Origin of the sequence: Sulfitobacter litoralis (assembly GCF_900103185.1) — a bacterium.
Classification (GTDB): Bacteria; Pseudomonadota; Alphaproteobacteria; order Rhodobacterales; family Rhodobacteraceae; genus Sulfitobacter; species Sulfitobacter litoralis.
This window is the reverse complement of record NZ_FNJD01000005.1, coordinates 1-25,496: the sequence shown is the minus strand read 5'-3', so window position 1 is coordinate 25,496 and position 25,496 is coordinate 1. Positions and strand designations below refer to the sequence as shown.

The window sequence follows — 25,496 nt, the reverse complement described above, 5'->3', positions numbered from 1 at the left end:
AAAGGAGTGCAGCTATGGGTGCGACCGCCTTTCAATCCGACAAAAATGCAATCCCCTTGATCGATGTCGATGCAGATGGTGCCCTGCGTGCGTTCCACCTGCTGGGCGGGCGCAAGGTGATCAACCAGACGGTGCGCAACTCGCTTGAGGCGCATGATGTGATTGTCAAAGGCATCTCTTCTAAGGCGCTGCTGCATCTGGTCGATACTGTGTCGGTGCTGTCCTCGGGCGACGCGCTGAACAAAGCGATCGGTATGAGCCTGCGCACGCTTCAGCGCAAGAAAGCCGACAAGGGCAAGGACCGTCTCTCCATCGAGCAAAGCAGCCGAGCGTGGCGCTTTGCCGAACTGCTGGCGCAGGCGACCGATGTTCTAGGCGATCAAGATGCCGCCGAGGCGTGGATGCTGGCCCCTGCCATCAGCTTGGACAACCGGCGTCCGATTGACCTGCTGTCGTCGGCCGCGGGGGCCGAAGCCGTTGAAAACGCCCTCACCCGGATGGAGTACGGGGTCTACGCTTGACGCCTTTGCCGCCGCCCCTCGGGTCAGGCGCACTGCGTTTTTGGCGGTTGGATCAACGGCAGCATGCACCCACCTGGCATAGCGGCGAAGGCGCGTACCGTGTGGGCGGGCGCTGGAACAGCCCCGGTGTGCGGGCTGTCTATACCGCGCTAGACCCTGCCACCGCGATCCTCGAGGTTGCGGTGCACAAGGGGTTCAAGGCGCTGGACACCGCGCATCACGTGCTGACATCAGGCCGTGTGATCGACCCAGCGACGGTGCATGTGGTGCAAGCCGCGGATGTCCCCAACCCGAACTGGCTGGTGCCCGGTGCCCATGGTGCGGGGCAAAAAGGATTTGGCGACGCGCTGCTACGCGATCACCTGTTTGTGCTGATCCCGTCCACCGTTTCGCGCCACAGCTGGAACCTGATCTTTGACGCGCAAAAGACAGCCAGTCATTACGACGACGTGGTGCAAGAAGACTTCGCGCTCGACCCACGGTTGCACCGCTAAGGGCAGCGCCGACTAGGCCCGTTGCAGCTTTCGCGCCTCTTCGCCCGCCAACCCCAAGAGCTTGGTCATAAACGGCTTCTCCAGATCATCCTCGCGAACAGCCGCATAAAGCCTGCGGGTGATGCCGTTCTCGGTCAGCGGGCGGGTGACGTAATCATTGCTGTATTTCACTTCGCGCACGACCCAATCGGGCAGCACCGACACGCCTCTGTTTGATGCCACCAGCAGCAGGATCACCGCCGTTAGCTCCACCTGCCGGATCGCCAGCGGTTCGACTTTGGCGGGGATCAGCAACTGGCTGAACACATCAAGACGTGTGCGTTCCACCGGATAGGTAATCAGCGTCTCGCCCCTGAAATCCGCCGCCTCAACGAAAGGCTCCTGCGCCAAGGGATGCGTGCTGGAGGCGACAAAGACTGCCTTGTAATCAAACAGCTCGACGAATTTCACGCCCGGCAGGTCTTCGGGATCAGAGGAGACCACCAGATCCACCTCTTCGCGCAGCAAGGCAGGCAAAGCGTCAAAGGCCAGCCCGGGGCGGATATCGACATCCACATCGGGCCAGCTTTTGCGGAATTGTTCAAGCACAGGGAACAGCCATTCGAAACAGGCGTGACATTCAATGGCGATATGCATCCGGCCTGTGCTGCCCGCCCGCAACCCCATGAATTCCGCCTGTGCGGCTTCTAGCTGCGGCAAGACCTGCTGCGCCAACTTGAGCAACCGCAACCCCGCAGGCGACAGCTTTAGCGGTTTGGAACGGCGCACGAAAAGTTCAACGCCAGCCTGATCTTCCAAGCCCTTTACCTGATGCGACAAGGCTGATTGGGTGATGTTCATGGTCTCTGCTGCGCGGGCCAGCCCGCCGGCCTCGTGAATCGCCTGAATGGTGCGCAGGTGACGGAACTCAATATGCATATGAGGCGTTCCTCATGTTGAAGATGAAAGTTATGAGTTTGTTTCACAACCACATCTGTGCGACAAGAGTTGAAAGCTAAAAACAGGATCGTAAAAATGACCAGCCCCGCCGTTTCATTCGAAGTCTTCCCGCCCAAGTCCGTGGACGCGTCGTTCCGTCTTTGGGATACGGCGCAGGCCTTGGCACCGCTGGCTCCGCGTTTCTTTTCCGTCACCTACGGTGCGGGCGGATCTACCCGTGACCTGACCCATGATTCGGCCCATGTTTTGCGCCGCACCTCCGGGCTGCCCGTCGCCGCCCACCTGACGTGCGTGGGTGCCAGCAAGGCCGAGACGCTGGAAGTCGCCAATAGTTTTGCCGAGATCGGCGTGACCGATATTGTCGCCCTGCGCGGTGATCCCGAAAACGGTGCAGCGACCTTTACCCCCCATGCCGACGGCTTTGCAGATAGTGTCGAACTGATCGAGGCGCTTGCAAATACCGGCAAGTTTACCCTGCGCGTCGGTGCCTACCCCGAACCGCATCCCGAATCCCCGGATCAGGCGCAAAACGTCGAATGGCTAAAGCGCAAGTTCGACGCGGGCGCGGACGAGGCGATCACCCAGTTCTTTTTCGAGGCCGAAACATTCCTGCGGTTCCGCGATGCCTGCGCGGCAGCAGGCATCACCAAACCGATCACGCCGGGCATCATGCCGGTGACAAACTGGAAATCGGCGCGCAACTTTGCCACCCGCTGCGGGGCCAGCGTGCCAGCAGCATTAGACGAAGCCTATGCCGCCGCGATCCGCGATGACCGTCATGACCTGCTGTCCACCGCGCTATGCACCGAAATGTGCAGCGAGCTGGTGTCGGAAGGTGTCGAGAATCTGCACTTCTACACGCTCAACCGGCCGGAACTGACCCGCGCCGTCTGTCGTGCCCTTGGGGTGACGGCGCAAACATCGCTGTCCGACGTGGCGTAAAACCACCGCACAACTTGCCCTTGGGTCAAGAACAACGGCACTCTTCTCCGGCACGCAACTGCCGGAGATTTTTTTATGCCACGCCTTGCCGAAACACCCCAAGATCTGCTGAGCCAGTCCGAAGCGCTTGCGCTTAGCGGGCTGGAGTTCATGCAGAAAATTCTGGACGGCACCAACCCGGGCCCGCCCATCGGTGCGACTATGGGCTATATGCTGCACGACATTTCGGACGGGCGCGCGGTGTTTCGTGGCACGCCCGAGTTCAACGTGACCAACCCCATGGGAACCGTGCACGGCGGCTGGTACGGCACCTTGCTTGATTCCGCGATGGCCTGCGCTGTGATGACAAAAGTCCCGCGCGGATCGGTTTATACGACGCTGGAATACAAGATTAACATTCTGCGTTCGATCCCCTTGGGCATGCAGGTTGACTGCATCGGAACGACCGATCACGTCGGCCGCTCTACCGGTGTGGCGCATGGGGAAATTCGCGGGGTCGAGGATGGCAAGCTTTACGCAACCGGTTCGACCACCTGTATCGTGATGAAGATCGCGACCTAAGACGAAGGCATCGGGGCGTCTGGCCCGCCCCGATGCAACCAAGCTTATTCTGCTGCGATTGCGCTGTCGTTCAGCAAGGTCCACACTTTATGCGGCGTGAACGGCATGTCGGCCTGACGCACGCCACGGTCCCACAACGCATCTTGTACCGCGTTCGACACGGCCGCCAATGCACCGACGGTTCCCGCCTCGCCGCAGCCCTTCATCCCCATCAGGTTTGCGGTCGACGGCACGGGTTCAGAGTTGAACGACACAAACGGCACGTCCGCCGCGCGGGGTATCGCATAATCCATGAACGAGGCCGTCAGCAGTTGGCCGTCTTCGTCATAGACGACATGTTCCTGAATGGCTTGGCCAATGCCCTGCACCACCCCGCCATGGACCTGACCTTCGGCCAGCATCGGGTTGATCAGATTACCGAAATCATCCACCACCGTATAGCGGTCCACGGTCACAACGCCTGTTTCGGGGTCAATCACAACCTCGGATACATGCGCCCCGTTGGGATAGCTGCGCCCCGGTAGGGTTGCGCGTTCGTGATGCACCAGCAGATCGTCGCGGCCCTTCTGGCGCGCCATCTCGGCGACCTCCAGCATGGTGGGCGTCATGTTCGACCCGTCTGCGCGAAAGCGTTCGTCGTCAAAGCTAATCTGCGCCGCAGGCACACCCATTTCCTCAGACAGAAAGGCGGTAAACGCATCGGTCATCTTGGCCACCGTAGCCAGCGTCGCCGTGCTTTGCGTGGTGACAGAGCGCGACCCACCAGTGCCGCCGCCCTGTTTGATCAGATCGCTATCGCCCTGAATGACGTGGATCAGCTCTGCCGGAATGCCCGTCTGATCCGACAGGAATTGTGCATAGACGGTTTCATGCCCCTGCCCGTTAGACTGGGTGCCGACATAGATAAACACGGTGCCATCGGCATTAAACTCGACCTTGGCCCCCTCTGCCGGATCGCCGAGAATGCTTTCGATGTAATAGCAAAGCCCCTGCCCGCGCAGCAGCCCCTTTGCCGCATCCGCCGCCTTGCGTGCGGCAAAGCCATCGTGATCCGCCTCGACCGCGACGCGGGTCAGCAAGCGGTTGAATTCACCTACATCGTACTGCTCGCCCGTGGCTGAGGTATAGGGAAACTGTTCGGGTTTGATAAAGTTGATCCGCCGCAGCTCCCACGGGTCGACACCCAATTCGCGCGCTGCGCGGTCCATCAGCCGCTCCAGCACATAAATCGCTTCGGGCCGGCCAGCACCGCGATAGGCGTCGGTCTGAACGGTATTGGTGTAATAGCCTTCGACCTGCAGCCACGTGGTCTGCACATCATAGACCCCCATCAAAACCTTGCTGAACAGGAGCGCCTGAATGGGCTGGCCGAACTGGCTGTTATAGGCCCCGAGGTTGCATTTGGTGCGGACGCGGTAGGCCGTGATCTTGTTGTTTTCGTCAAAGGCGAATTCCGCAAGCGAGGTCAGATCGCGCCCGCCATTGTCGCTGAGCATGGCTTCGGTCCGGTCCGACATCCAGCGCACCGGACGCCCCAAGGCCCGCGCCGCCTGCGCAACCGAGAAGTATTCGGGATAGGCCGCGGCCTTCATGCCGAAACCACCGCCCGTATCGGGGTTGGTCACCTGTACGTGGTCGTCATCTAGCCCGAACACGCGTTTGAGGTTGCCTTTGTGCACCCAAACGCCCTGCCCGTTGTTGGAAACATGCACCTTGCCGTCGGCCCATTCAGCATAACAGCCGCGCGGCTCCATCGCGTTGACGATGATACGGTTGTCTCCGACGTTCAGGCTGACCGTTTTTGCCGCCGCATCGAATGCCTTTTGCGTGGCCTCCTCATCCCCCATGCCCCAGTCGAATGCCATATTGTCCGGCGCTTCTGGATGCAGCGTCTCGCCGCCACGCTCCAGCGTCATATGGGTGGGCAGATCGTCTACCTCGAACATGATCAGCTCTGCGGCGTCACGCGCCTGGTTCATCGTCTCGGCGATCACCACCGCAACAGGTTCCCCGACGAAACGCACACGGTCCTTCGCAAGCATGGGGCGCAACGGCTTGGCCCCTTCGCTGCCATCTCGGTTCTGCAACACCGTCGCCGCCATAGAGATATCCATGCCGGCAGCTTCCAGATCCTTGATTGTCAGGACAGCGTGTACGCCGTCTGCCTCGGACGCATCCGTGACATCCAGTGTGGTGATCACCCCATGCGCGACAGGAGATCGGAAGAAATAGGCATGCAGCGCGTCGGCAGGCGCAATGTCATCCACATAGCGCCCCTCGCCGGTCAGAAACCGCACATCCTCAACCCGTTTGACCGGTTGGCTTTTCCCGAACTTTTCCATCTGGCGGCATCCTTTGATCATCATCTTGGCTTTGCGCCCGACCTTAAGCGCGAAACCAGCGATGTCCATACGATGCGCGGCGAAAGCTGGCACAGCGACGCCAAGTTTTCAACGCCCCAGCCTTCCCCTTTACGCCCCGCTCGGCTAGATCATCCCAAAGCTTAAAGCGCTACGCTAAAAGAAGGACGCTGATCATGGCCCTCGACAAGAATTTTGACGCCGCCCAGGCCGAAGCCCGCCTCTATGCCGCATGGGAAGACGCCGGTGCCTTCAAGGCCGGTGCCAACGCCTCGCGCAAGGAAACCTTCTCGGTCATGATCCCGCCGCCCAACGTGACAGGGTCGCTGCACATGGGCCATGCATTCAACAATACATTGCAGGACATTCTGGTGCGCTGGCACCGCATGCGCGGCTTTGACACGCTGTGGCAGCCCGGTCAGGACCACGCCGGTATCGCGACGCAGATGGTGGTGGAACGCGAGCTTGCGAAAGACGGCAAACGCCGCACCGATTTCACCCGCGAAGAATTCACCGCCAAAGTCTGGGAGCAAAAGCAGAAGTCCGGCGGCACGATTATCGGCCAGCTCAAACGCCTGGGCACCTCGCTTGATTGGTCGCGCAACGCTTTCACCATGTCCGGTGCGCCGGGTGCCCCCGCGGGCGAGGAAGGCAACTTCCACGACGCCGTGATCAAGGTCTTCGTGGATATGTACAACAAAGGGCTGATCTATCGCGGCAAGCGTCTGGTCAACTGGGACCCGCATTTCGAGACCGCGATTTCCGACCTCGAGGTCGAATCCACCGAAGTTGACGGCCACATGTGGCACTTCAAATACCCTCTGGCCGATGGCGCGACCTACACCTACGTCGAGAAAGACGAAGACGGTAACGTAACGCTGACCGAGGAACGCGATTACATCTCGATCGCAACAACCCGCCCCGAAACCATGCTGGGCGATGGCGCGGTTGCGGTACACACATCCGACGAACGCTATGCGCCCATCGTTGGCAAGCTGTGCGAAATCCCGGTCGGCCCCAAAGCACAGCGCCGCCGCATCCCGATCATCACCGACGAATACCCCGACAAGAATTTTGGCTCGGGCGCGGTCAAGATCACCGGCGCGCATGACTTCAACGACTACGGCGTCGCGAAACGCAACAACATTCCGCTCTACGCGCTGATGGACACCCGCGGGGCCATGCGCGCCGACGGCCTGCCTTATGACGAAGCAGCCGCCCGCGCACAGGCCATCGCCGATGGCCGTGAAGACGCCCCAACGGACGCGACAGAGATCAACCTCGTGCCCGGAGAATACCGCGGCCTCGACCGGTTCGAGGCGCGCACCAAGGTCATCGCCGATATCACCGCCGAAGGCTTGGCCGTCATGGTGCCGCCGACCGATCCGCGCTTGGGCAAGCCTGTCAAAGCCCCCCTCGCCCCAGAAGAAGGCGGCGAAGAGCGTGACGAAATGCTGGTCCCGCTGGTCGAGCCCAAGAAGATCATGCAGCCGTTTGGTGACCGATCCAAAGTAGTGATCGAACCCATGCTGACCGACCAATGGTTTGTTGAGACCTCGAAAATCGTGCAACCCGCCATCGACGCCGTGCGCAATGGTGATGTCCAAATCCTGCCCGAGCAGGATAAAAAGGTGTATTTCCACTGGCTCGAGAATATCGAACCTTGGTGCATCTCGCGTCAACTGTGGTGGGGCCACCAGATCCCTGTGTGGTTTGATGACGAGGGCAATGAATACTGCGCTGCGACCGAACCCGAAGCGCAAGCGATGGCACCCGGCAAGACACTGACCCGCGACCCCGATGTCCTTGACACGTGGTTCTCCTCCGGCCTTTGGCCCATCGGCACGCTTGGCTGGCCCGAACAGACGGACGAGCTGGCGAAATACTTCCCCACCTCGGTGCTGATCACTGGTTTCGATATTATCTTCTTCTGGGTCGCCCGAATGATGATGATGCAATACGCCGTGGTCGATCAAAATCCGTTCGACACCGTCTATGTCCACGCGCTGGTGCGCGACGAGAAGGGCAAGAAGATGTCCAAATCGCTCGGCAACGTGCTGGACCCGCTGGACCTGATCGACGAATACGGCGCGGATGCGGTGCGCTTTACCCTGACGGCAATGGCCGCCATGGGGCGCGACCTGAAACTGTCGACACAACGCATCGCCGGCTACCGCAACTTCGGCACCAAACTGTGGAACGCCCACCGTTTCGCCGAGATGAACGGCGTGTTCGAGGACAGCGTCGCGACGGTGGCCTACACCAGTCACACCCAAGTCGACCACACGCTCAACAAATGGATCATCGGCGAAACCGCTCGCGTTCGCGAAGAGGTCGACGCCGCATTGGACAACTATCGCTTCAATGACGCGGCCAATGCGCTTTATGCCTTTGTCTGGGGCAAGGTTTGCGACTGGTATGTAGAGCTGTCCAAACCCCTGCTGCAAGACGATGCGCCAGAGGCCGCCGAGACACGCCAGACGTTGAAATGGGTGCTGGATCAGTGCCTTGTCCTGCTGCACCCGATCATGCCCTACATCACCGAGGAACTGTGGCAGACCACGGCGACCCGTTCCAAGATGCTGGTGCATGGCGACTGGCCGACCTACAGCACCGCCGAGATGCTGGACGCCGACGCCGACCGCGAACTCAACTGGGTGATCGGCCTGATCGAATCCATTCGTTCAGCACGTCAACAGATGCATGTGCCTGCGGGGCTCAAAGTGCCGATGCTTTATACCGACATGGACGCCGCAGGCCAAACCGCATGGGACGGCAACGAGGCGATGATCAAACGGCTGGCACGGGTCGAAACCTTGGATAAGGCAGAGACTTTCCCCAAAGGCACCGTCTCTATCGCGGCACCGGGGGCCAGCTTTGGCTTGCCGCTGGCCGGCCTGATCGACATCGACGCTGAAAAAGCGCGTCTGCAAAAGTCGCTCGACAAGCTAGGCAAGGAAATCGGCGGGCTGAAAGGACGTTTGAACAACCCCAAATTCGCGGCCTCCGCCCCTGCCGAGGTTGTTGCCGAGGCCCAAGGCAATCTCGATGCACGGCAAGAAGAAGCAGACCAGCTTCAGGCAGCGCTGAACCGCTTGGCAGAACTGGGGTAATCCGGGCTGCTTCCAAATGGCTTTAAATCCTCGCCGAAGGCTAAAAACTCTTTTGACGCACCAAAAGAGGCCTTCGGCGAGGATTTTTTTACCATTTGGAAATGAATGTCTGCGCTGATTGATCTGCGGTCCTCGCTGGGAAGCAAAGATCGTCCATTTGGAAGGCCCCGTCTGAGCAATCAGGCGGGGCTGACTTTTTTGTGACGCTAGTCTTTGAAGACGGCGGGGCGTTTGCCGAACTCTGCGGCAATAACCTCCATCTGGTGGGGGCGTCCCAGCAGTGCCGCCTGTTCACGGGATTCCGCCAGCAATACGGCATCCGCATCGCCTACCTCGGCAAAGGCGGTGAGACGTTTAGCAGCTTTTATCGCGCTTGGGCTTTTGCCGGCGATTGTCGTGGCGAGCGCCATGGCGGCAGCCAGCGAGTCTTCAGCGATCTGCGTGACTAGCCCCCAGCGTTCGGCCTGTTCTGCCCCGATGGGTTGTGCGGTATAGGTCAACAGTCGCAACACATCGCCACGCACCAGTTTGGGCAGCAACACCATGCCGCCCATATCCGGCACGATCCCCCATTTCATTTCCATTACGGCCATTTCGGTATCGGGGGCCGCGATGCGGATATCCGCCCCGAGCGCCAGTTGCAGGCCCGCGCCATAGGTCTTGCCATGCAGTGCAGCGATCACGGGCACACCGAGGCGGGTCCAGACCATCGCGACCTCTTGCCACTGGTTCGTGGTCCCGTCGCCGTGGGTGCGCGTCATCATCCGTTCGGTCGGGTCGCCGCCGGCCAAAGCGCCCATGCCACCGATATCGATGCCAGCGCAGAATGCCTTACCTTCGCCCGAAATAACCACTGCCCGCGCATTTGATGCAGCCACCTCGTTTCCGGCAGCGATCACAGCATCAATCATGTCTTGGTCAACGGCATTCATTTTGTCGGCGCGGGTCAGGCGCACATGGGCAATTTGATTGTCATAGGTGACGGAAACGCGGCTCATAGGATCCTCCTTGAATTTTGGCTAGTTTGGCCACGAAGCCCGCGTGTTGCAAAGCGAAACGCTACGGCACCCAAAACCGCGCGCGAGCATGCTGATGTCACTTGCCCGAAGCATGGCAGATGCAGTAGCTGATCCCCATGACACAGTATCGCCTCACCCCGCTTGCCGACGCCCTACCCTCTACCGTGCCGTTTGTCGGTCCCGAAACGCAGGAACGCGCCATGGGCCGCGCCTTTAGCGCGCGGCTGGGGGCGAACGAGAACGTCTTTGGCCCCTCCCCCAGCGCGATCGATGCGATGGCAAAAACCGAACAGTGGATGTATGGCGATCCCGAGAGCCATGATCTGCGCGCGGCCCTTGCAGCGCATCATGGCATCACGCCCGAGAACATCATCGTTGGCGAAGGCATCGACGGGTTGCTGAGCTATCTTGTGCGCCTCATGGTGGCAGACGGCGATGCGGTCGTGACCTCGGATGGGGCCTATCCGACATTTAACTATCACGTGGCGGGCTTTGGTGGGGAGCTTCACAAAGTGCCCTATGCGGACGATCATGAGGATCCGGCAGCGCTGTTTGCCAAGGCCGCCGAGGTAGGCGCCAAGCTGGTCTATCTGGCCAACCCAGACAATCCCATGGGCAGCTGGCACGACGGACACGTCATCACCCGCGCGTTAGAGGCGTTGCCGCAAGGATGCTTGCTGGTGCTCGACGAGGCCTATGTCGATTGCGCCCCCGATGGGACCGCCCCCGACCTGCCTGCCGATGATCCGCGCCTGATCCGCATGCGCACCTTTTCCAAGGCGCATGGATTGGCAGGGGCGCGGGTCGGCTATGCCATCGCTGCGCCCGATTTGATTACGGCCTTTGGCAAGGTGCGAAACCACTTTGGGATGAACCGTGCTGCCCAAGCAGGTGCCCTCGCTGCGCTGCAAGACAGCAATTGGCTGGCACATATTCAAGCTCAGATTGCCATCGCACGCGACCGGATCGCGCAGATCGCATCTGACAACGGGCTGACGGCCCTGCCCTCTGCCGCGAATTTCGTCGCAATCGACTGCGGTGCTGACGGCAGCTTTGCGAAGGCGGTGCTGGACGGGCTGGTGGCGCGCGGTGTCTTTGTGCGCATGCCATTTGCCGCGCCGCAAAACCGCTGCATCCGCGTCAGCTGTGGCACGTCGGAAAACCTTGATGTTTTTGCCGCGGCCTTGCCCGCGGCACTCGCGGATGCGCGAAAAGCCTAACGCGGCGCGGCGGGGTTAGGCCCCGCCGATCACTTTCGCTGCGGCCTCTAGGGCGCCCGTGCCGCGTTTAATATCAAGCGCGGACATGCCGGCCTCTATCCCGCCAAGCATCCCCATGACCATTTGCCCGTTTACGTGCCCCATGTGACCCAAGCGGAAGAACCCGTGGCTTTCGGGGCTATCTTTGGGGGCCATGCCCAGACCGATGCCCAACGTAAGACCGATGTTCCCCTCGACCCAGTCGCGCAACTCTGTGGCCTGTGGTGCCTTTAGCCGCAGCGCCGTGACAGCGTGGCTGCGCAGGGCGGGATCAGCGATGTTCAGCGCCAGATCACCTGCGCTCCCCCATGCATCGCAGGCGGCCCATACCGCCCGCGCCAGCGTTTCGTGCCGGTCCCAAACGGCCTCGATGCCCTCGTCGTGGATCATATCCAGCGCGGCCCGCAGTCCATAGATGTGATGCGTAGGGGCCGTGCCACAGTGGTACTGGAAGAACTCTTGCGGGTTGGCGCGCGGGGTCCAGTCCCAGAACCGGCTAACCCGTGGCAGTGCCTCGCGCACGGCGGCGGCGCGGTCGTTAAAGAATACAAAGCTGACACCGGGCGGGACCATCAGCCCCTTTTGACAGGCGGTGACCATGACATCGACGCCCCAGTTGTCCATCTCGAACCGGTCGCACGCGAAGGAGGCGATGCAATCCACCATCAGCAACGCCGGGTGATCCGCTGCATCAAGCGCAGCGCGCAGGCCGGCGATATCATTGACAACAGAGGTCGAGGTATCCACATGCACCGCGAGCACGACCTTGATCTCGTGGGCTGTGTCCGCTTCCAGCCGCTCTGCGATCTGATCGATATCCATGGCGGATTGCAGGCCGAAATCCATGACCTCCACTTCCGCGCCAAGCCCTGTGGCGGCATCGCCCCAACCGATTCCAAATCGCCCGGTTGCCGGCACCAGCACCTTGTCACCGGGGGCCACGACATTGCTCAGCGAGGCCTCCCAAGCGGCGTGGCCGTTGCCAATATACATCGCTACGTGATGCTGCGTGCCCGCGATACGCCGCAGATCTTCCATCAGGGGTGGCATCATATCAACCAACTCTCCGGCATAGATATTGGGGGCCGGACGATGCATCGCGTTCAACACAGCCTCGGGCATCACCGACGGACCGGGGATCGCGAGATAGCCGCGCCCTTGCGACAGATTGCGGAATTTGGTCATGGCACCAGCCCTCATATGCAGGAAGAATTTCCTGCAACTTATCCGCAAGCAGCGTGGCGTCAATCACACAAACCACGCGGCGCTGCTTGCCCTGCCCCTTAGGGCTGCGTAAACCCGTAGACATATATGCCCAAAGGAACCCGGCCTTTATATGAGTGATGTGACCTATTCCTCGCGCGAGCTGCTGACCTGGCTCTGGCGCGACTACCTCAAGAAACACATGTGGGTATTGATCGTGGCGATCATCTTCATGTCGATCGAGGCCTCGACCATGGGCGGGCTTGCCAAGCTGATGCAGCCGATGTTCGACCAGGTATTTGTCGCTGGCGACAGCGGCGCATTGCTGTGGGTCGGTCTGGTGCTGGTGGGCATCTTTGTGCTGCGGGCTGTGTCCGGGGTCGTGCAAAAGGTGCTGCTGACACGCATCAAACAAAAGTCCGCCGCTGATATGCGGATTGATCTGCTAGACCGGATGATGGTGCAGGACGGCGCGTTTCACCAAGAGCATCCACCGGGGTTTTTGATCCAGCGGGTGCAATCGGATGTGAATGCCATCGGGTCGGTCTGGCAGGCCGTGATCACCGGTGCGGGGCGCGACCTGATCGGGTTGATCGTTCTGCTTGGTGTTGCGATCTCTATTGATCCGGTCTGGGCGCTGCTTGCCTGTATCGGTCTGCCACTGATGGTCATGCCCGCCGCATTGGCGCAACGCTTTGTGCGGGCGCGGTCGCGCGAGGCACGCGATCTTGGTGCAACCCTATCGACCCGTCTGGACGAAGTGTTCCACGGTATCGTGCAGATCAAGCTTAACGCGCTAGAAAAGTATCAAGCCAAGCAATACCGCGACCTGACCAAGACCTATATCCGCACCGAGGTACGGGCCTCCTTCGGGAACTCGGCCATTCCGGGGATGATCGACATCATCTCGGGCATCGGGTTCATGGCCGTGATCCTCTATGGCGGGAACGAAATCATCGAGGGCGACAAGACCATCGGTCAGTTCATGACCTTTTTCACTGCCATGGGCTTTACCTTTAACCCGCTGCGCCGTCTGGGCGCGATCAGCGGGCTGTGGCAGACCGCTGCCGCAGCGCTTGAACGGCTCAAAGAGCTGATGGACGAGCCAGTGCATCTCAAGTCGCCCGCCAATCCGGTACCTGTGCCCACAACGCCCCCCCATATCGCGCTGGAAGGCGTGAGCCTGTCTTACGGCGACGCCAAGGTTCTGGACGATCTGACGTTGCATGCCGCTGCAGGCGAGACGACGGCGCTTGTCGGGGCATCGGGGGCGGGCAAGTCGACCATCTTTAACCTGCTGACCCGCTTGATTGACCCGCAAGAGGGGAGCGTGACAATCGCAGGCGTGCCTTTGGCTGACATGGATATTCCCGACCTGCGCGGCTTGTTCTCTGTCGTGACGCAAGAGGCCCTGCTGTTTGATGAAACCCTACGCGAGAACATCGTTTTGGGCCGCGAGAACGTCACCGACAAAGAGCTGCAACAGGCGCTGGACGCCGCCCATGTCTCTGACTTCCTGCCCAAGCTGGAGCACGGTTTGGAAACCCGCGTCGGGCCGCGCGGCTCTGCGCTGTCGGGCGGGCAACGTCAGCGCGTCGTGATCGCGCGTGCGCTGCTGCGCAACACGCCGATCTTGCTGTTGGACGAAGCGACCAGTGCGCTGGACGCGCAGTCTGAAAAGGTTGTGCAGCAAGCGCTGGATCGGCTGTCACAAGGGCGGACAACTTTGGTTATTGCGCACCGTTTGTCCACCATCCGCGGCGCGGACAAGATCGTAGTCATGGATCGTGGTCGGGTGATGGACGAAGGCAAACACGAAGACCTGCTGGCGCGTGGCGGCATCTATGCCGATCTCTACCGGCTGCAGTTCGAGGACGGCAAAACCGTTACCGACGGGCGCAACCTGGCCGCGATGCGGCGTATGGAACGCGGCCTTAAGCCCGTTGAACCGAACCTGCTGCAACGCATCGGGCTTCGGCTGTTCGGCACCTAGTCTAGGCGGCAACGCTGTCTATTTAGCATATCCCTCGGCCAATTTGGCCGGGGTGACCCCCGCGAAATAGCGGATCAAGGTCCAAAGGTTCCGCGACCCGCGCCGCAGCCAACCTTGGCGCATATATTTATCCGCCGACGTCACCGCTGTGACCTCTAGCCCCACCAGCTGCCCGCGCAGGGCCCGCACGAGGGCCACATCCTCCATCAACGGCTGATCGGGGTAGCCCCCCACGGACTGATACAAATGTCGCGGCAGCAACAGCCCCTGATCTCCGTAGGGCAGCCCCAGACGGCTGCGCAGGTTCGCCCATGCCGCCACCGCCTTGCCCGCAAGCCCCCCCTGATCGAACTGTAGCTGGAACCAGCCTGCCTTTTCGCCACGCAGATGTGCAATGACAGGCCCCGTCCACCCCGGTGCAAGCCGGGTATCAGCGTGGAGCACCAACAACCATTCCGCTTTCGCCTTGGCACAGCCGCGCTGCAATTGCCCGCCGCGCGACGGCGTACCAGCCATGATCTCTGCGCCCCAAGCTTCCGCCAATGTCAGGGTCATGTCATCCGAGCCCCCGTCGCTGATGATCAGCTCGCGGATAAGACCCGCGTCCAACCCCTCCATCAGGGCGGTGAGGCAATCGGTCAGGGGCGCTTCGGCATTCAAGGTGGGAATGACAACAGATATAGGCGCGCGCATGGTTGCCCTTTCAGCTTCGAATTGCGCTGTTATATGTCATGTTAATCATTGAAAGGACAAGCGATATGACCAGCCGCCGCATCCTGAGACTATCAGGCCCCGACACCCGCGACTTTCTGCAAGGCCTCGTTACCAACGACATTCGCAAGCTGGATCAGGCCCCGATCTACGCCGCGATCCTGACGCCACAGGGCAAATTCATCACCGATTTTTTCCTGTCAGCGGGCGGCGATGCCGTGCTGCTGGACGTCGCCGAGGCCGATGCCGACGCGCTGGTGCAGCGTCTGACGCTGTACAAGCTGCGCGCCGACGTCACCATCGACGCGACCGGCCTGCATCTGCACCGTGGCCTAGAAGACGCGCCCGAGGGGTCCTATACCGACCCCCGCGACGCCCGCATGGGCTGGCGCGCCTACCGCGACATGCCGCAAGAGGATGATACGACCGATTGGGATGCCCTGCGCGTCACCTATATGATCCCCGAGTGCGGCGCAGAGCTGACCCTGGACAGCTTTATCCTCGAGATGGGGTTCGAGCGACTGAATGGCGTCGATTTCCGCAAGGGCTGCTATGTCGGCCAAGAAGTCACCGCCCGCATGAAGCACAAAACCGAATTACGCAAAGGCCTGGCCCAGGTCGAAATCAGCGCCCCCGTTGAAAAAGGCACCGCCATCACTGCGAACGGCAAGCCCGCCGGGACGATCTTTACCCGCACCGGCACGCACGCACTGGCGTATCTTCGGTATGACCGCGCCACGGCCGCGATGCAGGCAGGCGACGCCATCGTGACGATGGTGACCGACGGCTAGGGCGGCGGATGCCACACCGGCCGACCGCTTTGCGCAAATTTCGGGCAGTCTAAAGCAAGGGCGTAGGCACACCGTCTATTTAGTTGCAGATTGGCAACAAAAACCCGTTTTGCAAACGTTTCACCCCATGTCGGTCGGCCTTCGCGCCGCTTGCAAAACGCAAAAGAGCCCCGGCATCACCGGGGCTCTGCAGTGCAGCGAAGCTATGACGTAGCGTCACATCAAAGCTTAGGCGCGTTCGGAATATTCCATGGTTTCGGTGTTCACGATGATATCTTCGTCCTGACCCACGAAGGGCGGGACCATCACTTTGACGCCGTTATCCAGGATCGCTGGCTTAAAAGAATTCGCCGCTGTCTGGCCTTTGACGACCGGCTCTGTCTCGACAATTTTGCAGGTCACTTTCTGGGGCAAGGACGCGTTAAGCGCTTCTTCCTCGTGATACTCCACAACCACCATCATACCGTCCTGGAGGAAGGGGCGGCGTTCGCCCAAAAGCTCTGCAGAAAGCTGCACTTGCTCGTATGTTTCGGTGTCCATCAGAACCAGCATACCTGCGTCTTCATACAGGAATTGTTGGTCTTTTTGCTCTAGGCGGACCTTTTCAACCTTGTCAGCGCTGCGGAAGCGTTCATTCAATTTTGACCCGTTCCGAAGGTTGCGCATTTCGACCTGAGCAAAGGCACCACCCTTGCCCGGTTTGACGTGATCGACCTTGACCGCCGCCCACAGACCACCGTTATGCTCAAGCACATTTCCTGGCCGAATTTCGTTCCCGTTAATCTTTGGCATGTATCAGCACCGTAGCCTTAAAGTTGAAGAGAGATTGGCCCGACCTATATATATCAACGTCGACCCCCGCAAGACAGCGCACCCGATGCTGCAACAGCGAAAAGATATGCGAAAGGCGCATGCGTGCTATGCAATAAAGGTGTATCCGAATCGAGCTCTTTCGGTCATAAGGAGGCCTACGCCTAAATGACAAGAGCAAGAATAATAGAAAGGACGACGAGATGAAAGATTTCGTTGATGGCACTGCCTTTAACAATGAACAAGGTAACCGTGCCCGCAAACTTTTCGCAGCTGTGGTACTGGCTGCATTGGACGATGCGATTGCCGATGACAAGAAATACGGCAACGGTCCAGAACAGATTGCCCGTTGGGCCCGCTCCCGCGATGGCCGCGAAGTGTTGAGCTGCGCCGGCATCGATCCCAACGAGCGTGTTGTCGAAGGTCTGATGGACTTTGTTGGCAAAGGCATTCGGACATCCGTTGCCCTGTCGCGCGAAGAGTCAGAGCGTCGCCATGCCGCGCAACAGGCCGAAGCTGCCTGAAGACTGCCAAAAGTTTGAACAAAAAAACGCGGCCCACCGGCCGCGTTTTTTTTATGTCTGCCATTTATATCGACGGGCCTGCCGTCGCCCTGCCCCACAAACCAAAAAGGGCAAGGTGCCTAGCCTTGCCCATTCTACTCCAAAGCCCTAGCGCCGTGAGGCGCTTGCAAAGCTATTATTCAAGGTCCTGCGATGTCAGTGCCCGATGGATTTCGCGCCGTACCAACTTGCGAACGTTGCGCGTGATCCGTTCCCCCAAAGCGCCCTGAAGCTCGCTACGTACGATTTCTGACACCAAGTCGCGCAGCATCTCTTCGTCCAAATATTCGTCTGCGCCAAAGGGTGCTGCGTCATCGTGCTGCGCTGCGGTCGTCGGCTCATCGGTCGTATCCTCAACGGCAGCATCCGCCGCCGTTACCCGCGCGGCAAAGGGGCTATCAACGATGCGCTCTTCAGGCTCGGCGGACGACGCGGTTGTATCGCTCCAGCCGACGCTGCCATCTTGCGGTGCGTCATAGTCGGGCTCTTTCAGGGTATCCGAAACCAGAGCACCAGTTGCGTCGAACTCTACATCGTCTTCCCACGCCATCGCCGGATCTTCGCTGCCGGAATAGTCGCTCTTGCCCGGCTCGTCGGGCTCCCAGTTTTCCGGAATGCGACTGATTGCCGTTTCAAGCGCGGCGATCTTGGCGCTGAGCCGGTCCGGCGTGGGGGGGACGTCTTCTACCAGCTCGGACGTACCCAGATTGAGCATGTCGGCAGAATAGGCTGCGGCGCGTGGCGCACTAAAGGCCAGCTTGCGCGACGGTTCCGCGGTATCCTGCAGATGATCTTCGCCCGTGGGGGTCGAAAACTGCGCCCGAAAGCGCGGCTCGCGTCCGGAAATAAACTTAAAATCTTCGGCAACTTGGTTCCGATCAGAGGCGGAGGGCTCTTCTTCCTCGCCTGAATCGATTTCTTGCATGGCCTCTTGGTAGGAGGCGGACCGCTGCTGGACCACTTCATGCACCTGAGGGGGCGCGCCCTTTGGCTGCGCCGCCACCGGCGTATCGTTTGAGACGCGCAATGACGGCGTAAGCACTAATTTATCTTCGATAGAAGGCTTTTCAGGCACTTTTTGCGCCGGCTTGCGATCCTCGGAGACCAGACGGCGGATCGAAGACAGGACGTCTTCGACCTCTGCGTTTGTGACGGTTTCGGACATAATTAATCACCACTCGTTCTTTGCAAATAGTCTAACCCGAAGGCTGTCTTGTCACAATGGGGGTGGTGAAAATGTCAGTCTTTTTGCAGCGCCCGCAAAACACGATCCAACTGCTTTCCTTCTTTAGAAAGTTTCGTCGGACCATCCTTGACCAGATTGTAATAGGCCGAAGGGTCATAGATCTGTACGGGCAGCTTGAGGTCCTGCGCGGTCAGCTGTCCGGTTGCCGCCAACACGGAATAGGCGGCGACATAGAGCTGTGACTGCGCCGAAACGCGAGCAGAGCGCGCATCAAGCAAGGATTGCTCAGCGTCCAGCACCTCCAGCGTCGTGCGTGCACCCAGACTTGCTTCTTCGCGGATACCGTCGAAAGCGATCTGTGCCGCGCTAACCTGCCGCTGCGATGCTTCGATCTGTGCCCGCGCCGAGGCGAGCCCCGCATAGGCGTCGCTTACCGCACGTTCAACATCCTTGGCGACCACATGCAGGTTGCCGCGTTGCGCGTCACGTTGCGCTTGGCTTTTACGCACCCCAGCGGACAAGGCACCGCCCTGATAGATCGTTTGGCCAACCTGAACCCCCACAGATCCACTGCGCGAAGAAGCTTCGGAACTGAAGGTTTCTGTCAGACCATAGGACCCCTGCAGCGACACCCGTGGCTTCAAGCTGGATTCGTTGCTGCGCACCAGCAAATCAGCGGCAGCGACCTGGTGTTGCACGGTCAAGATATCGGGGTGTTGCCGCACGGCCAACGCCTTGGCTGTGGCGATGCTGTTGGATAGGCTCGGCAAGCGTGGCGGCGGGCTAAGGCGACCTGGGTTCGTGCCCACGGCCACTTTGTAATAGGCTTTGGCACTGATGAAATCGCCCTGCGCACCCGCAAGATTGCTGCGTGCGGCTGCCAGCTCTGCCTCTGCAAGAGAGACGTCGGTACGGGTGACTTCGCCCACTTCAAAACGATCCCGCGCGGCGCGCAATTCCTGCGTCAGAACGCGCACGTTGTTTTCTCGAAGCGACACAAGCTGTTGCGTCTGGATCACGCTCATATAGGCGTCGACAGCGCGCAGCAGGATCTGTTGTTCGGCACTCACCAATGTTTCGCGGGTGGCCAGCACGGTTTCTTTGGCCGCTTCGATCGAATAACGCGATGCGCCAAAGTCATAGACAAGCAGCGATGCCACGAGGTTGACCGACGTGGTGAGGGAATTGGTAGAGTTTCTGAAACCCGTTGGAAAAGTGCTGGTGCTGGTGCCCCCGCTGACCGACTGGTTGTACGATTTCGTCAGGTTTCCCGTCCATTGCAACACCGGCTTGAGCACGGATTTGGCGATGGCCACGTCTTCGTCGGCAGCACGCAGCACGGCGCGGTTCTGGTCCAGCAGACCGGAGTTGTTATAGGCCCCGACCAGCGCGTCAGCCAGTGTTTCCGACTGCGCCGCCATCGGCGCCATTAATCCCAACCCGACGCAGGACGCCGCGAGTATACTGCGGACGGACCGCATCTTGCCTGTATTCATCATATTTCACACTCCATCGGTGACACTGCTTCTGCCGTCATGTGCGGCAGTTATATTATCTTATAGCTGAAATTCTTTCGCGCGGGTAAACCCATTCAGCAGCGGGGCTGCGGCGTTAAAGCTTTTGCGCCAGCTGATGCCATGATCACTTTTATATCCCAAACGTACCTCGCCCAAGGGGCCGTCCATGAACAAGCAGGCGATCCGCCCCCCGTTCTTGAGCTGCGCCAACAGCGCCTCTGGCACTTCTGCAACGCCGCCCTGCACGATCATCACGTCATAGGGCCCGTGCTGCTCTGCGCCCTCGGCAAGCGCACCTGGGTGCACAATAACATTGTCGATGTCGGCGTTGATCAGCGTTTCTTGGGCTTCTTTCGCCATCTGCTCGTCGGATTCCACGGCGACCACGGCTTCGGCCATATGCGCGATCACAGCAGAGGAATAGCCGTAGCCACAACCGATATCGAGCACCAGCTCGTCATTCTCGATCCCGAGCTCGTCCAGCATTTTGGCCAATGTGCGCGGCTCTAGCACGACACGTCCCTCACCCAGGCTGATGTTTTCACCCAGATAGGCGGCCTCGCGACGGGCGGCGGGCACATAATCTTCGCGCGCCACTTTCAGCATCGCATCAATGATCGGGAACTTGGTAACATCCGAAGGGCGTACCTGAGTATCAACCATCATGGTGCGGCGGGCTGTGAAATCTGTCATCAGCTAAACTCTTTCGTTCGGTTATATATCGTATGGAATGCCATATACCCGCCTGTCGGGCAACGGTCAGTGCGTTTAAGGGGTGCAATTTTCCCTGCTGGGTGAACAATAGGGTCAAAACAAGGCGGATGCCATAGCTGCTCCGCACAGCGCCGTTATCCCTCGCGCACGAGGAATGGGGGCGATTGTCCCTCGCCCGCGGTTTTGAAAACGCGGACAATTGGTCAGATCATCCGATCACGATCCGGCCAGACACCTGCGACACAGGAACAGTAATCAAGCGGCAGCCAAGACCCTCGCCCCCGATACCTTCGCCGGTTCCAGCGTCAAACATCGCACCATGGGCGCTGCACATCAGCTTTTGGCCATCTGCGGACAGTATCTGCCTTGCGCGATAATCGAGAGGCAAGAACTGATGCGGGCACATGTTCACATAAGCAATCACCTGATCGCCTCGTCGTACCAGCAGCAGAGGGAAATCCCCTGCTGCGGTCGTAAGCATCATTACTGTAACCCCAGTCACATCCGCCGCACGTGCGACGCAGGTGCCGGATGTCGGGGCCGTAGATAGATCCGTCCAGATCATTCCGCCGGAGCAGCCTGCAAAACTCCGCGGCGCACCTGATCTTCTTCGATAGATTCAAACAAAGCGCGGAAGTTGCCCTCGCCGAATCCATCATCTCCCTTACGCTGGATGAATTCGAAGAAAATCGGACCAATCACAGTTTTAGAGAAAATCTGCAGCAGCACGCGGGTTTCGCCCCCTCCCACAACCCCTTCGCCATCAATCAATATACCACGCTTCTGCATCTGATCGATCGGCTCTTGGTGGCCTTTCACGCGGGCGCGGCTCATTTCGTAGTAGGTCGCGGGCGGTCCGGGCATGAACCCCAGCCCTGCATCCGCGATCTTTTCGGTGCCGCCATAGATGTCGTCAGAAGCAATTGCGATATGCTGGATGCCCTCGCCTTTATATTCGCGCAGGTATTCCTCGATCTGGCTGTTATCATCCGCACTTTCGTTGATGGGGATCCGGATTTTACCATCCGGCGAGGTCAACGCGCGGCTGGTCAACCCCGTCTGCTTTCCCTTGATGTCAAAGAACCGGATTTCCTTGAAATTGAAGGTATCGGCATAAAACCGGTACCACGTGTCCATATTGCCGCGGATCACATTGTGGGTCAGATGGTCGAGATAGTAGAAGCCAAACCCTTCGGGACGCGGATCAACTTCACCAAGCCAATCATAGTCAGCATGAAAGGCACTGCCATCTTCACCATATGTGTCGATGAAATACAGCAGCGATCCGCCAATACCGTAAACGGCAGGGGCCTCTATCGCCTTACCGCCACCGGTGTATTCCTTCGCCCCCAGATCGACAGCACGTTTAAGCGCATGTTGTGCGTCCACGACACGCCAGCCCATTGCGGGGGCACAGGGGCCATGCTCTTCGACAAACTCGGCCGCGTGTCCGGTTTTCTCTGCGTTCAGCAAATAGGTAATATCGCCTTGGCGGTAGATCGTGATGTCCTTGGATTTATGCTTGGCCACTGGAACAAAGCCCATCTGGCGAAACAGCTTGTCTAGAACGACCGGATCGCGGTGCGCAAACTCGACGAATGAAAACCCGTCAGTCCCTGCAGGGTTCTGATCGGAAATAGTGGCCTTTGGCGCGTCGTGTGGAAACGGTCCCATGGTGCAAACTCCTCCAAGTATTGGTTGAATTCATTGTGCATCAGCGTCCGCGCATGGTGCGTGCATACTACGCGTAAAATCTATGCAACTTTACACAAAAATCGCATAGAAGCGGGGATTATTGTAGCTTAGAAACACATTTCATGTTCATCCTGCACGACTCAGATAGAAAGATAGGCTATTATGTCGCTAGACGGATTCGATATCGCAATACTCAGGGCGCTCCAGCAGGACGGAGCGCTGACCAACACCGCTCTGTCAGAAATAGTGAACCTTTCCCCGTCGCAATGCTCGCGGCGACGCTCGGCGCTCGAGGCAGCGCAGCTTATTTCCGGATACTCTGCACGGTTGAACGCGGACCGGCTGGGCTTTGGACTACGCGCGATTGTCCGTGTCAACCTGCGCAGCCACGGCGGCACCAACGAAAGTGGCTTTGCCAGCTTTATCGCCCGCCACCCTGAAGTCCGCGCTGCCTTCTCCGTCTCTGGGGATGCAGATTATATTCTTGATCTGCGCACCCCCGACCTAGAGAGCTTTGCACGCTTCATACACGAACACTTGCTGCCGCACGAACTCGTAGCGCAGGTCAGGTCTGAGATTGTGCTTAGAACGCTGAAAGACTCGCCGGGCGTTGACCTTGCCCGGCTTCCCGCATCAGCGCGCTAGCACTGGAGGAGTACGGCAGCCCTCGCGCAAAAAAGACCAGCAGAGCGCCTAATAGACTGCCCTGCCAATACTGACACTCAACTGCGGTTTGAAGATCGAACTTTTAAAATTAATTGGAGGTGAGTAGGAGAATCGAACTCCTGTACACGGATTTGTAATACTATGCAGGCCGAACTACTGCGCACCAGAACGTATAGCGTAAAACTAAAATTACTCATTATTATTAATATATTGAATGCCTTTGGCAGTGTATTGGCGTGGGTTAGAGGGGGTTGCAGTACTTCAAAAACCGCACTATTTGTTTGTAGTAAGTTTGTAGGATCGCGCCATGCAACGAAAGCTAAAGTTCACTGATGCAACGGTGAAGAACCTGAAGCCCGCCGATGGTAAGGAGCAAACGGTTTACACCGACTTGGTCACACCGGGATTGCGCTTGCGTGTGAGCCACACTGCGAAAAGTTGGATATTCGATTATCTTGTAACAGGGCGCATCGGGCGGAAGACGCGAACTCTGGGACGCTACCCGACTATCAGTCTGAAGGACGCACGGCAGATGGCGACCGAAACTTACGTTGACGCACAAAACGGCATAGACATCATGGAGCGGTTGAAGGCGGACGCCGACGCTCGAAAGACAAAGGCCGAGGCATTGCAACGTCGCAAGACGCTGAGCGAGGTAGTGAACTTGTACCAGCGGGAAAAGCTGATCCACAAGCGAACTGGGGCCGAAGTCGGGCGGTGTTTGGAGCGGGAGCTTGCACCTTGGCTGGATGGTCCGGCAGAAGATCTGACCGAAGACGATATTGCCAGCACCTTGACACAGCCGAGCGTTTCGCGCCGCCGGACAGTGCGCGCATACCTGCGTGGGTGTTGATTGTCACCGAGAACTGACCCGGCAACTTTAGAAATTGTCATTGAGAATTGACCCATGTGCAACCTTGCCCCTGCTTGAATCAGCTGGGAGCTATTGGAGTGTTAGACATGGGATTTCTGAGGATTATTCGGAAATGGGCTCTGCGAGACAAGATGCCCATCCGCGAGATTGCGCGCCGGACAGGGGTGTCTCGCAACACGATCAAGAAGTATCTGCGGACAGGGATAGTTGAGCCCGAGTTCCAGATTTTGGACCGACCGAGCAAGTTGGACCCTTATGCTGAGAAGCTGACAGGCTGGTTGCTGTCTGAGCAGCGTAAATCACGGAAGGAACGGCGAACGGCGAACGGCCAAGCAGATGCATGCGGATCTGGTTCAGCTCGGTTTTGATGGTTCATATGAGCGTGTCGCGGCCTTCGTGCGGAACTGGAAGGGCGAACGACAGCGTGCTCAACATACGACTGACCGTGGTGTTTTCGTGCCGTTGGTCTTTCAGCCAGGCGAGGCGTTCCAATTCGATTGGAGCGAGGACTGGGCCTATGTCGGGGGCGAACGCCTCAAGCTTCAGGTCGCCCATATCAAGCTGTCTCACAGCCGCGCATTTCTGGTCCGGGCCTATCGGCTGCAAACGCATGAGATGCTGTTCGATGCCCACTGGCATGGCTTTCGGGTGTTTGAGGGTGTTCCGGGGCGTGGCGTCTATGACAACATGAAGACAGCCGTCGACCGGATTGGCGTCGGAAAGAAGCGCGATGTAAACGCACGGTTCCTTGCGATGACCAGCCATTATGTCTTTGACCCTGAGTTCTGCAATCCCGCGGCAGGGTGGGAGAAAGGTCAGGTTGAGAAGAATGTGCGCGACGCCCGCCATCACGCCAAAGGCGTGCCTGCAGCACGACGGCTTTGGCAACTCATGCCCGCCTTTCCGAACCTCAATGCGCTGAATGAATGGCTGGAGGAGCGCTGCAAGCTTCTGTGGGCCGAAACACCGCATGGCAGATTGCCTGGCAATATTGCGGATGTCTGGGACGCCGAGAAGGCCGCGCTGATGCCACTGCCCACAATGTTTGACGGCTTTGTCGAGCAGAGCAAGCGGGTATCCCCCACTTGTCTGATAGCATTCGACCGTAATCGCTACTCAGTGCCTGCCAGCTTTGCGAACCGTCCTGTCAGTCTCCGCATCTATCCTGAACGGCTGGTCATCATCGCCGAAGGCCATGTGGTCTGCACGCATGAGCGCATTATTGAACGCTCACACCGTCAGCCAGGGCGCGTTATTTATAACTGGCACCATTATCTGGCGGTGGTTCAACGCAAACCCGGCGCGCTGCGCAACGGGGCGCCCTTCGTTGAGATGCCAGAAGGGTTCCGGAAGCTGCAGGATCATATGTTGCGTAGGCCAGGTGGTGACCGCGAGATGGTCGATGTCCTGTCCTTGGTGCTCCACCATGACGAACAGGCCGTGCTTTGCGCGGTGGAAATGGCGCTGGATGCGGGCGTGCCAACAAAAACCCATGTCTTGAACCTACTTCACAGGCTGGTGGATGGCGCACCGATAGACCAGCCCGATGTGACCCCGCCTGCGGC

The 25,496-nt window shown here is 59.2% G+C and carries 22 protein-coding genes and 1 pseudogene; 12 read left to right on the top strand and 11 right to left on the bottom strand.

The genetic code is table 11. The annotated features are described in order from the left end of the window. The first annotated feature begins 14 nt into the window (after positions 1-14). A complete protein-coding gene (parS, locus tag BLQ98_RS05760; RefSeq protein WP_093732393.1) occupies positions 15-521 on the top strand; it encodes an Xre family toxin-antitoxin system antitoxin in 507 nt (168 codons plus the stop codon). Further along, on the top strand, positions 518-1,015 hold the full coding sequence (locus tag BLQ98_RS05755; RefSeq protein WP_093732392.1) for an RES family NAD+ phosphorylase: 498 nt from the start codon (positions 518-520) through the stop codon (positions 1,013-1,015). Before parS ends, BLQ98_RS05755 begins: the two co-directional genes overlap by 4 nt. Before the next feature lie 12 nt (positions 1,016-1,027). Here the strand turns inward: BLQ98_RS05755 and BLQ98_RS05750 are convergent, their stop codons facing one another. Further along, positions 1,028-1,933, bottom strand: a complete 906-nt coding sequence (locus tag BLQ98_RS05750) for a LysR family transcriptional regulator (protein WP_093732391.1) — start codon at positions 1,931-1,933, stop codon at positions 1,028-1,030. 96 nt (positions 1,934-2,029) lie between these two features. Between BLQ98_RS05750 and metF the strand changes: the two genes are divergently transcribed. Next, on the top strand, positions 2,030-2,896 hold the full coding sequence (metF, locus tag BLQ98_RS05745) for a methylenetetrahydrofolate reductase [NAD(P)H] (protein WP_093732390.1): 867 nt from the start codon (positions 2,030-2,032) through the stop codon (positions 2,894-2,896). Between the two features lie 75 nt (positions 2,897-2,971). Then, entirely contained in the window at positions 2,972-3,457 is a 486-nt protein-coding gene (locus tag BLQ98_RS05740; RefSeq protein WP_093732389.1) for a PaaI family thioesterase, read from the top strand. A gap of 44 nt (positions 3,458-3,501) precedes the next feature. Here the strand turns inward: BLQ98_RS05740 and BLQ98_RS05735 are convergent, their stop codons facing one another. Beyond that, a complete protein-coding gene (locus tag BLQ98_RS05735) occupies positions 3,502-5,799 on the bottom strand; it encodes a xanthine dehydrogenase family protein molybdopterin-binding subunit (RefSeq protein ID WP_167354515.1) in 2,298 nt (765 codons plus the stop codon). A 194-nt stretch (positions 5,800-5,993) separates the two neighbouring features. Between BLQ98_RS05735 and BLQ98_RS05730 the strand changes: the two genes are divergently transcribed. Next, a complete protein-coding gene (locus BLQ98_RS05730) occupies positions 5,994-8,930 on the top strand; it encodes a valine--tRNA ligase (RefSeq protein WP_093732388.1) in 2,937 nt (978 codons plus the stop codon). Between the two features lie 206 nt (positions 8,931-9,136). Here BLQ98_RS05730 and BLQ98_RS05725 read toward each other — a convergent pair whose 3' ends face one another. Further along, the gene (locus tag BLQ98_RS05725; protein WP_093732387.1) at positions 9,137-9,928 is read right to left on the bottom strand and encodes a crotonase/enoyl-CoA hydratase family protein; all 792 of its coding nucleotides are present in this window, start codon (positions 9,926-9,928) and stop codon (positions 9,137-9,139) included. A 137-nt stretch (positions 9,929-10,065) separates the two neighbouring features. Between BLQ98_RS05725 and BLQ98_RS05720 the strand changes: the two genes are divergently transcribed. Continuing rightward, positions 10,066-11,169, top strand: coding sequence for a pyridoxal phosphate-dependent aminotransferase (locus BLQ98_RS05720; RefSeq protein ID WP_093732386.1), 1,104 nt, complete (start codon positions 10,066-10,068; stop codon positions 11,167-11,169). A 15-nt stretch (positions 11,170-11,184) separates the two neighbouring features. On the opposite strand, the gene BLQ98_RS05715 is transcribed toward BLQ98_RS05720, so the two are convergent. Next, complete coding sequence (locus BLQ98_RS05715; protein WP_093732385.1) at positions 11,185-12,393, bottom strand: pyridoxal-phosphate-dependent aminotransferase family protein; 1,209 nt, start codon at positions 12,391-12,393, stop codon at positions 11,185-11,187. Positions 12,394-12,544: 151 nt separating this feature from the next. On the opposite strand from BLQ98_RS05715, the gene BLQ98_RS05710 reads away from it, so the two are divergent. Continuing rightward, positions 12,545-14,404, top strand: a complete 1,860-nt coding sequence (locus BLQ98_RS05710; protein WP_093732384.1) for an ABC transporter ATP-binding protein — start codon at positions 12,545-12,547, stop codon at positions 14,402-14,404. 18 nt (positions 14,405-14,422) lie between these two features. Here the strand turns inward: BLQ98_RS05710 and BLQ98_RS05705 are convergent, their stop codons facing one another. Beyond that, positions 14,423-15,097: a TIGR04283 family arsenosugar biosynthesis glycosyltransferase gene (locus BLQ98_RS05705; protein WP_093732383.1), complete on the bottom strand. Its 675-nt coding sequence runs from the start codon at positions 15,095-15,097 to the stop codon at positions 14,423-14,425. A 65-nt stretch (positions 15,098-15,162) separates the two neighbouring features. Between BLQ98_RS05705 and ygfZ the strand changes: the two genes are divergently transcribed. Further along, positions 15,163-15,906 (top strand): CAF17-like 4Fe-4S cluster assembly/insertion protein YgfZ, encoded by a 744-nt coding sequence (ygfZ, locus tag BLQ98_RS05700; RefSeq protein WP_093732382.1) that lies wholly within the window; start codon positions 15,163-15,165, stop codon positions 15,904-15,906. 228 nt (positions 15,907-16,134) lie between these two features. Here ygfZ and efp read toward each other — a convergent pair whose 3' ends face one another. Continuing rightward, positions 16,135-16,698 (bottom strand): elongation factor P, encoded by a 564-nt coding sequence (gene efp, locus BLQ98_RS05695; protein ID WP_093732381.1) that lies wholly within the window; start codon positions 16,696-16,698, stop codon positions 16,135-16,137. A gap of 221 nt (positions 16,699-16,919) precedes the next feature. Between efp and BLQ98_RS05690 the strand changes: the two genes are divergently transcribed. Beyond that, positions 16,920-17,240 carry a DUF6280 family protein gene (locus tag BLQ98_RS05690; protein WP_093732380.1) on the top strand — a complete coding sequence of 107 codons (321 nt, stop codon included), beginning with the start codon at positions 16,920-16,922 and terminating at the stop codon, positions 17,238-17,240. Between the two features lie 175 nt (positions 17,241-17,415). Here the strand turns inward: BLQ98_RS05690 and BLQ98_RS05685 are convergent, their stop codons facing one another. The 5 genes from BLQ98_RS05685 to hppD all read right to left on the bottom strand — a co-directional run bounded on the left by BLQ98_RS05685 (position 17,416) and on the right by hppD (position 22,370). Beyond that, positions 17,416-18,444 carry a hypothetical protein gene (locus tag BLQ98_RS05685; protein WP_093732379.1) on the bottom strand — a complete coding sequence of 343 codons (1,029 nt, stop codon included), beginning with the start codon at positions 18,442-18,444 and terminating at the stop codon, positions 17,416-17,418. Positions 18,445-18,518: 74 nt separating this feature from the next. Further along, a complete protein-coding gene (locus BLQ98_RS05680; RefSeq protein ID WP_093732378.1) occupies positions 18,519-19,964 on the bottom strand; it encodes a TolC family outer membrane protein in 1,446 nt (481 codons plus the stop codon). A gap of 57 nt (positions 19,965-20,021) precedes the next feature. Beyond that, a complete protein-coding gene (locus BLQ98_RS05675) occupies positions 20,022-20,675 on the bottom strand; it encodes a protein-L-isoaspartate O-methyltransferase family protein (protein WP_093732377.1) in 654 nt (217 codons plus the stop codon). A 229-nt stretch (positions 20,676-20,904) separates the two neighbouring features. Beyond that, positions 20,905-21,261, bottom strand: a complete 357-nt coding sequence (locus BLQ98_RS05670) for a Rieske (2Fe-2S) protein (RefSeq protein WP_093732376.1) — start codon at positions 21,259-21,261, stop codon at positions 20,905-20,907. Beyond that, on the bottom strand, positions 21,258-22,370 hold the full coding sequence (gene hppD, locus BLQ98_RS05665; RefSeq protein ID WP_093732375.1) for a 4-hydroxyphenylpyruvate dioxygenase: 1,113 nt from the start codon (positions 22,368-22,370) through the stop codon (positions 21,258-21,260). Before hppD ends, BLQ98_RS05670 begins: the two co-directional genes overlap by 4 nt. Before the next feature lie 183 nt (positions 22,371-22,553). On the opposite strand from hppD, the gene BLQ98_RS05660 reads away from it, so the two are divergent. The 3 genes and pseudogenes from BLQ98_RS05660 to istA form a co-directional block, all read left to right on the top strand. After that, complete coding sequence (locus BLQ98_RS05660) at positions 22,554-23,036, top strand: Lrp/AsnC family transcriptional regulator (RefSeq protein ID WP_093732374.1); 483 nt, start codon at positions 22,554-22,556, stop codon at positions 23,034-23,036. 328 nt (positions 23,037-23,364) lie between these two features. Then, positions 23,365-23,910 (top strand): Arm DNA-binding domain-containing protein, encoded by a 546-nt coding sequence (locus BLQ98_RS05655; RefSeq protein WP_093732373.1) that lies wholly within the window; start codon positions 23,365-23,367, stop codon positions 23,908-23,910. A gap of 107 nt (positions 23,911-24,017) precedes the next feature. Then, positions 24,018-25,496, top strand: a pseudogene (gene istA, locus BLQ98_RS05650) (IS21 family transposase); the annotation flags it as partial.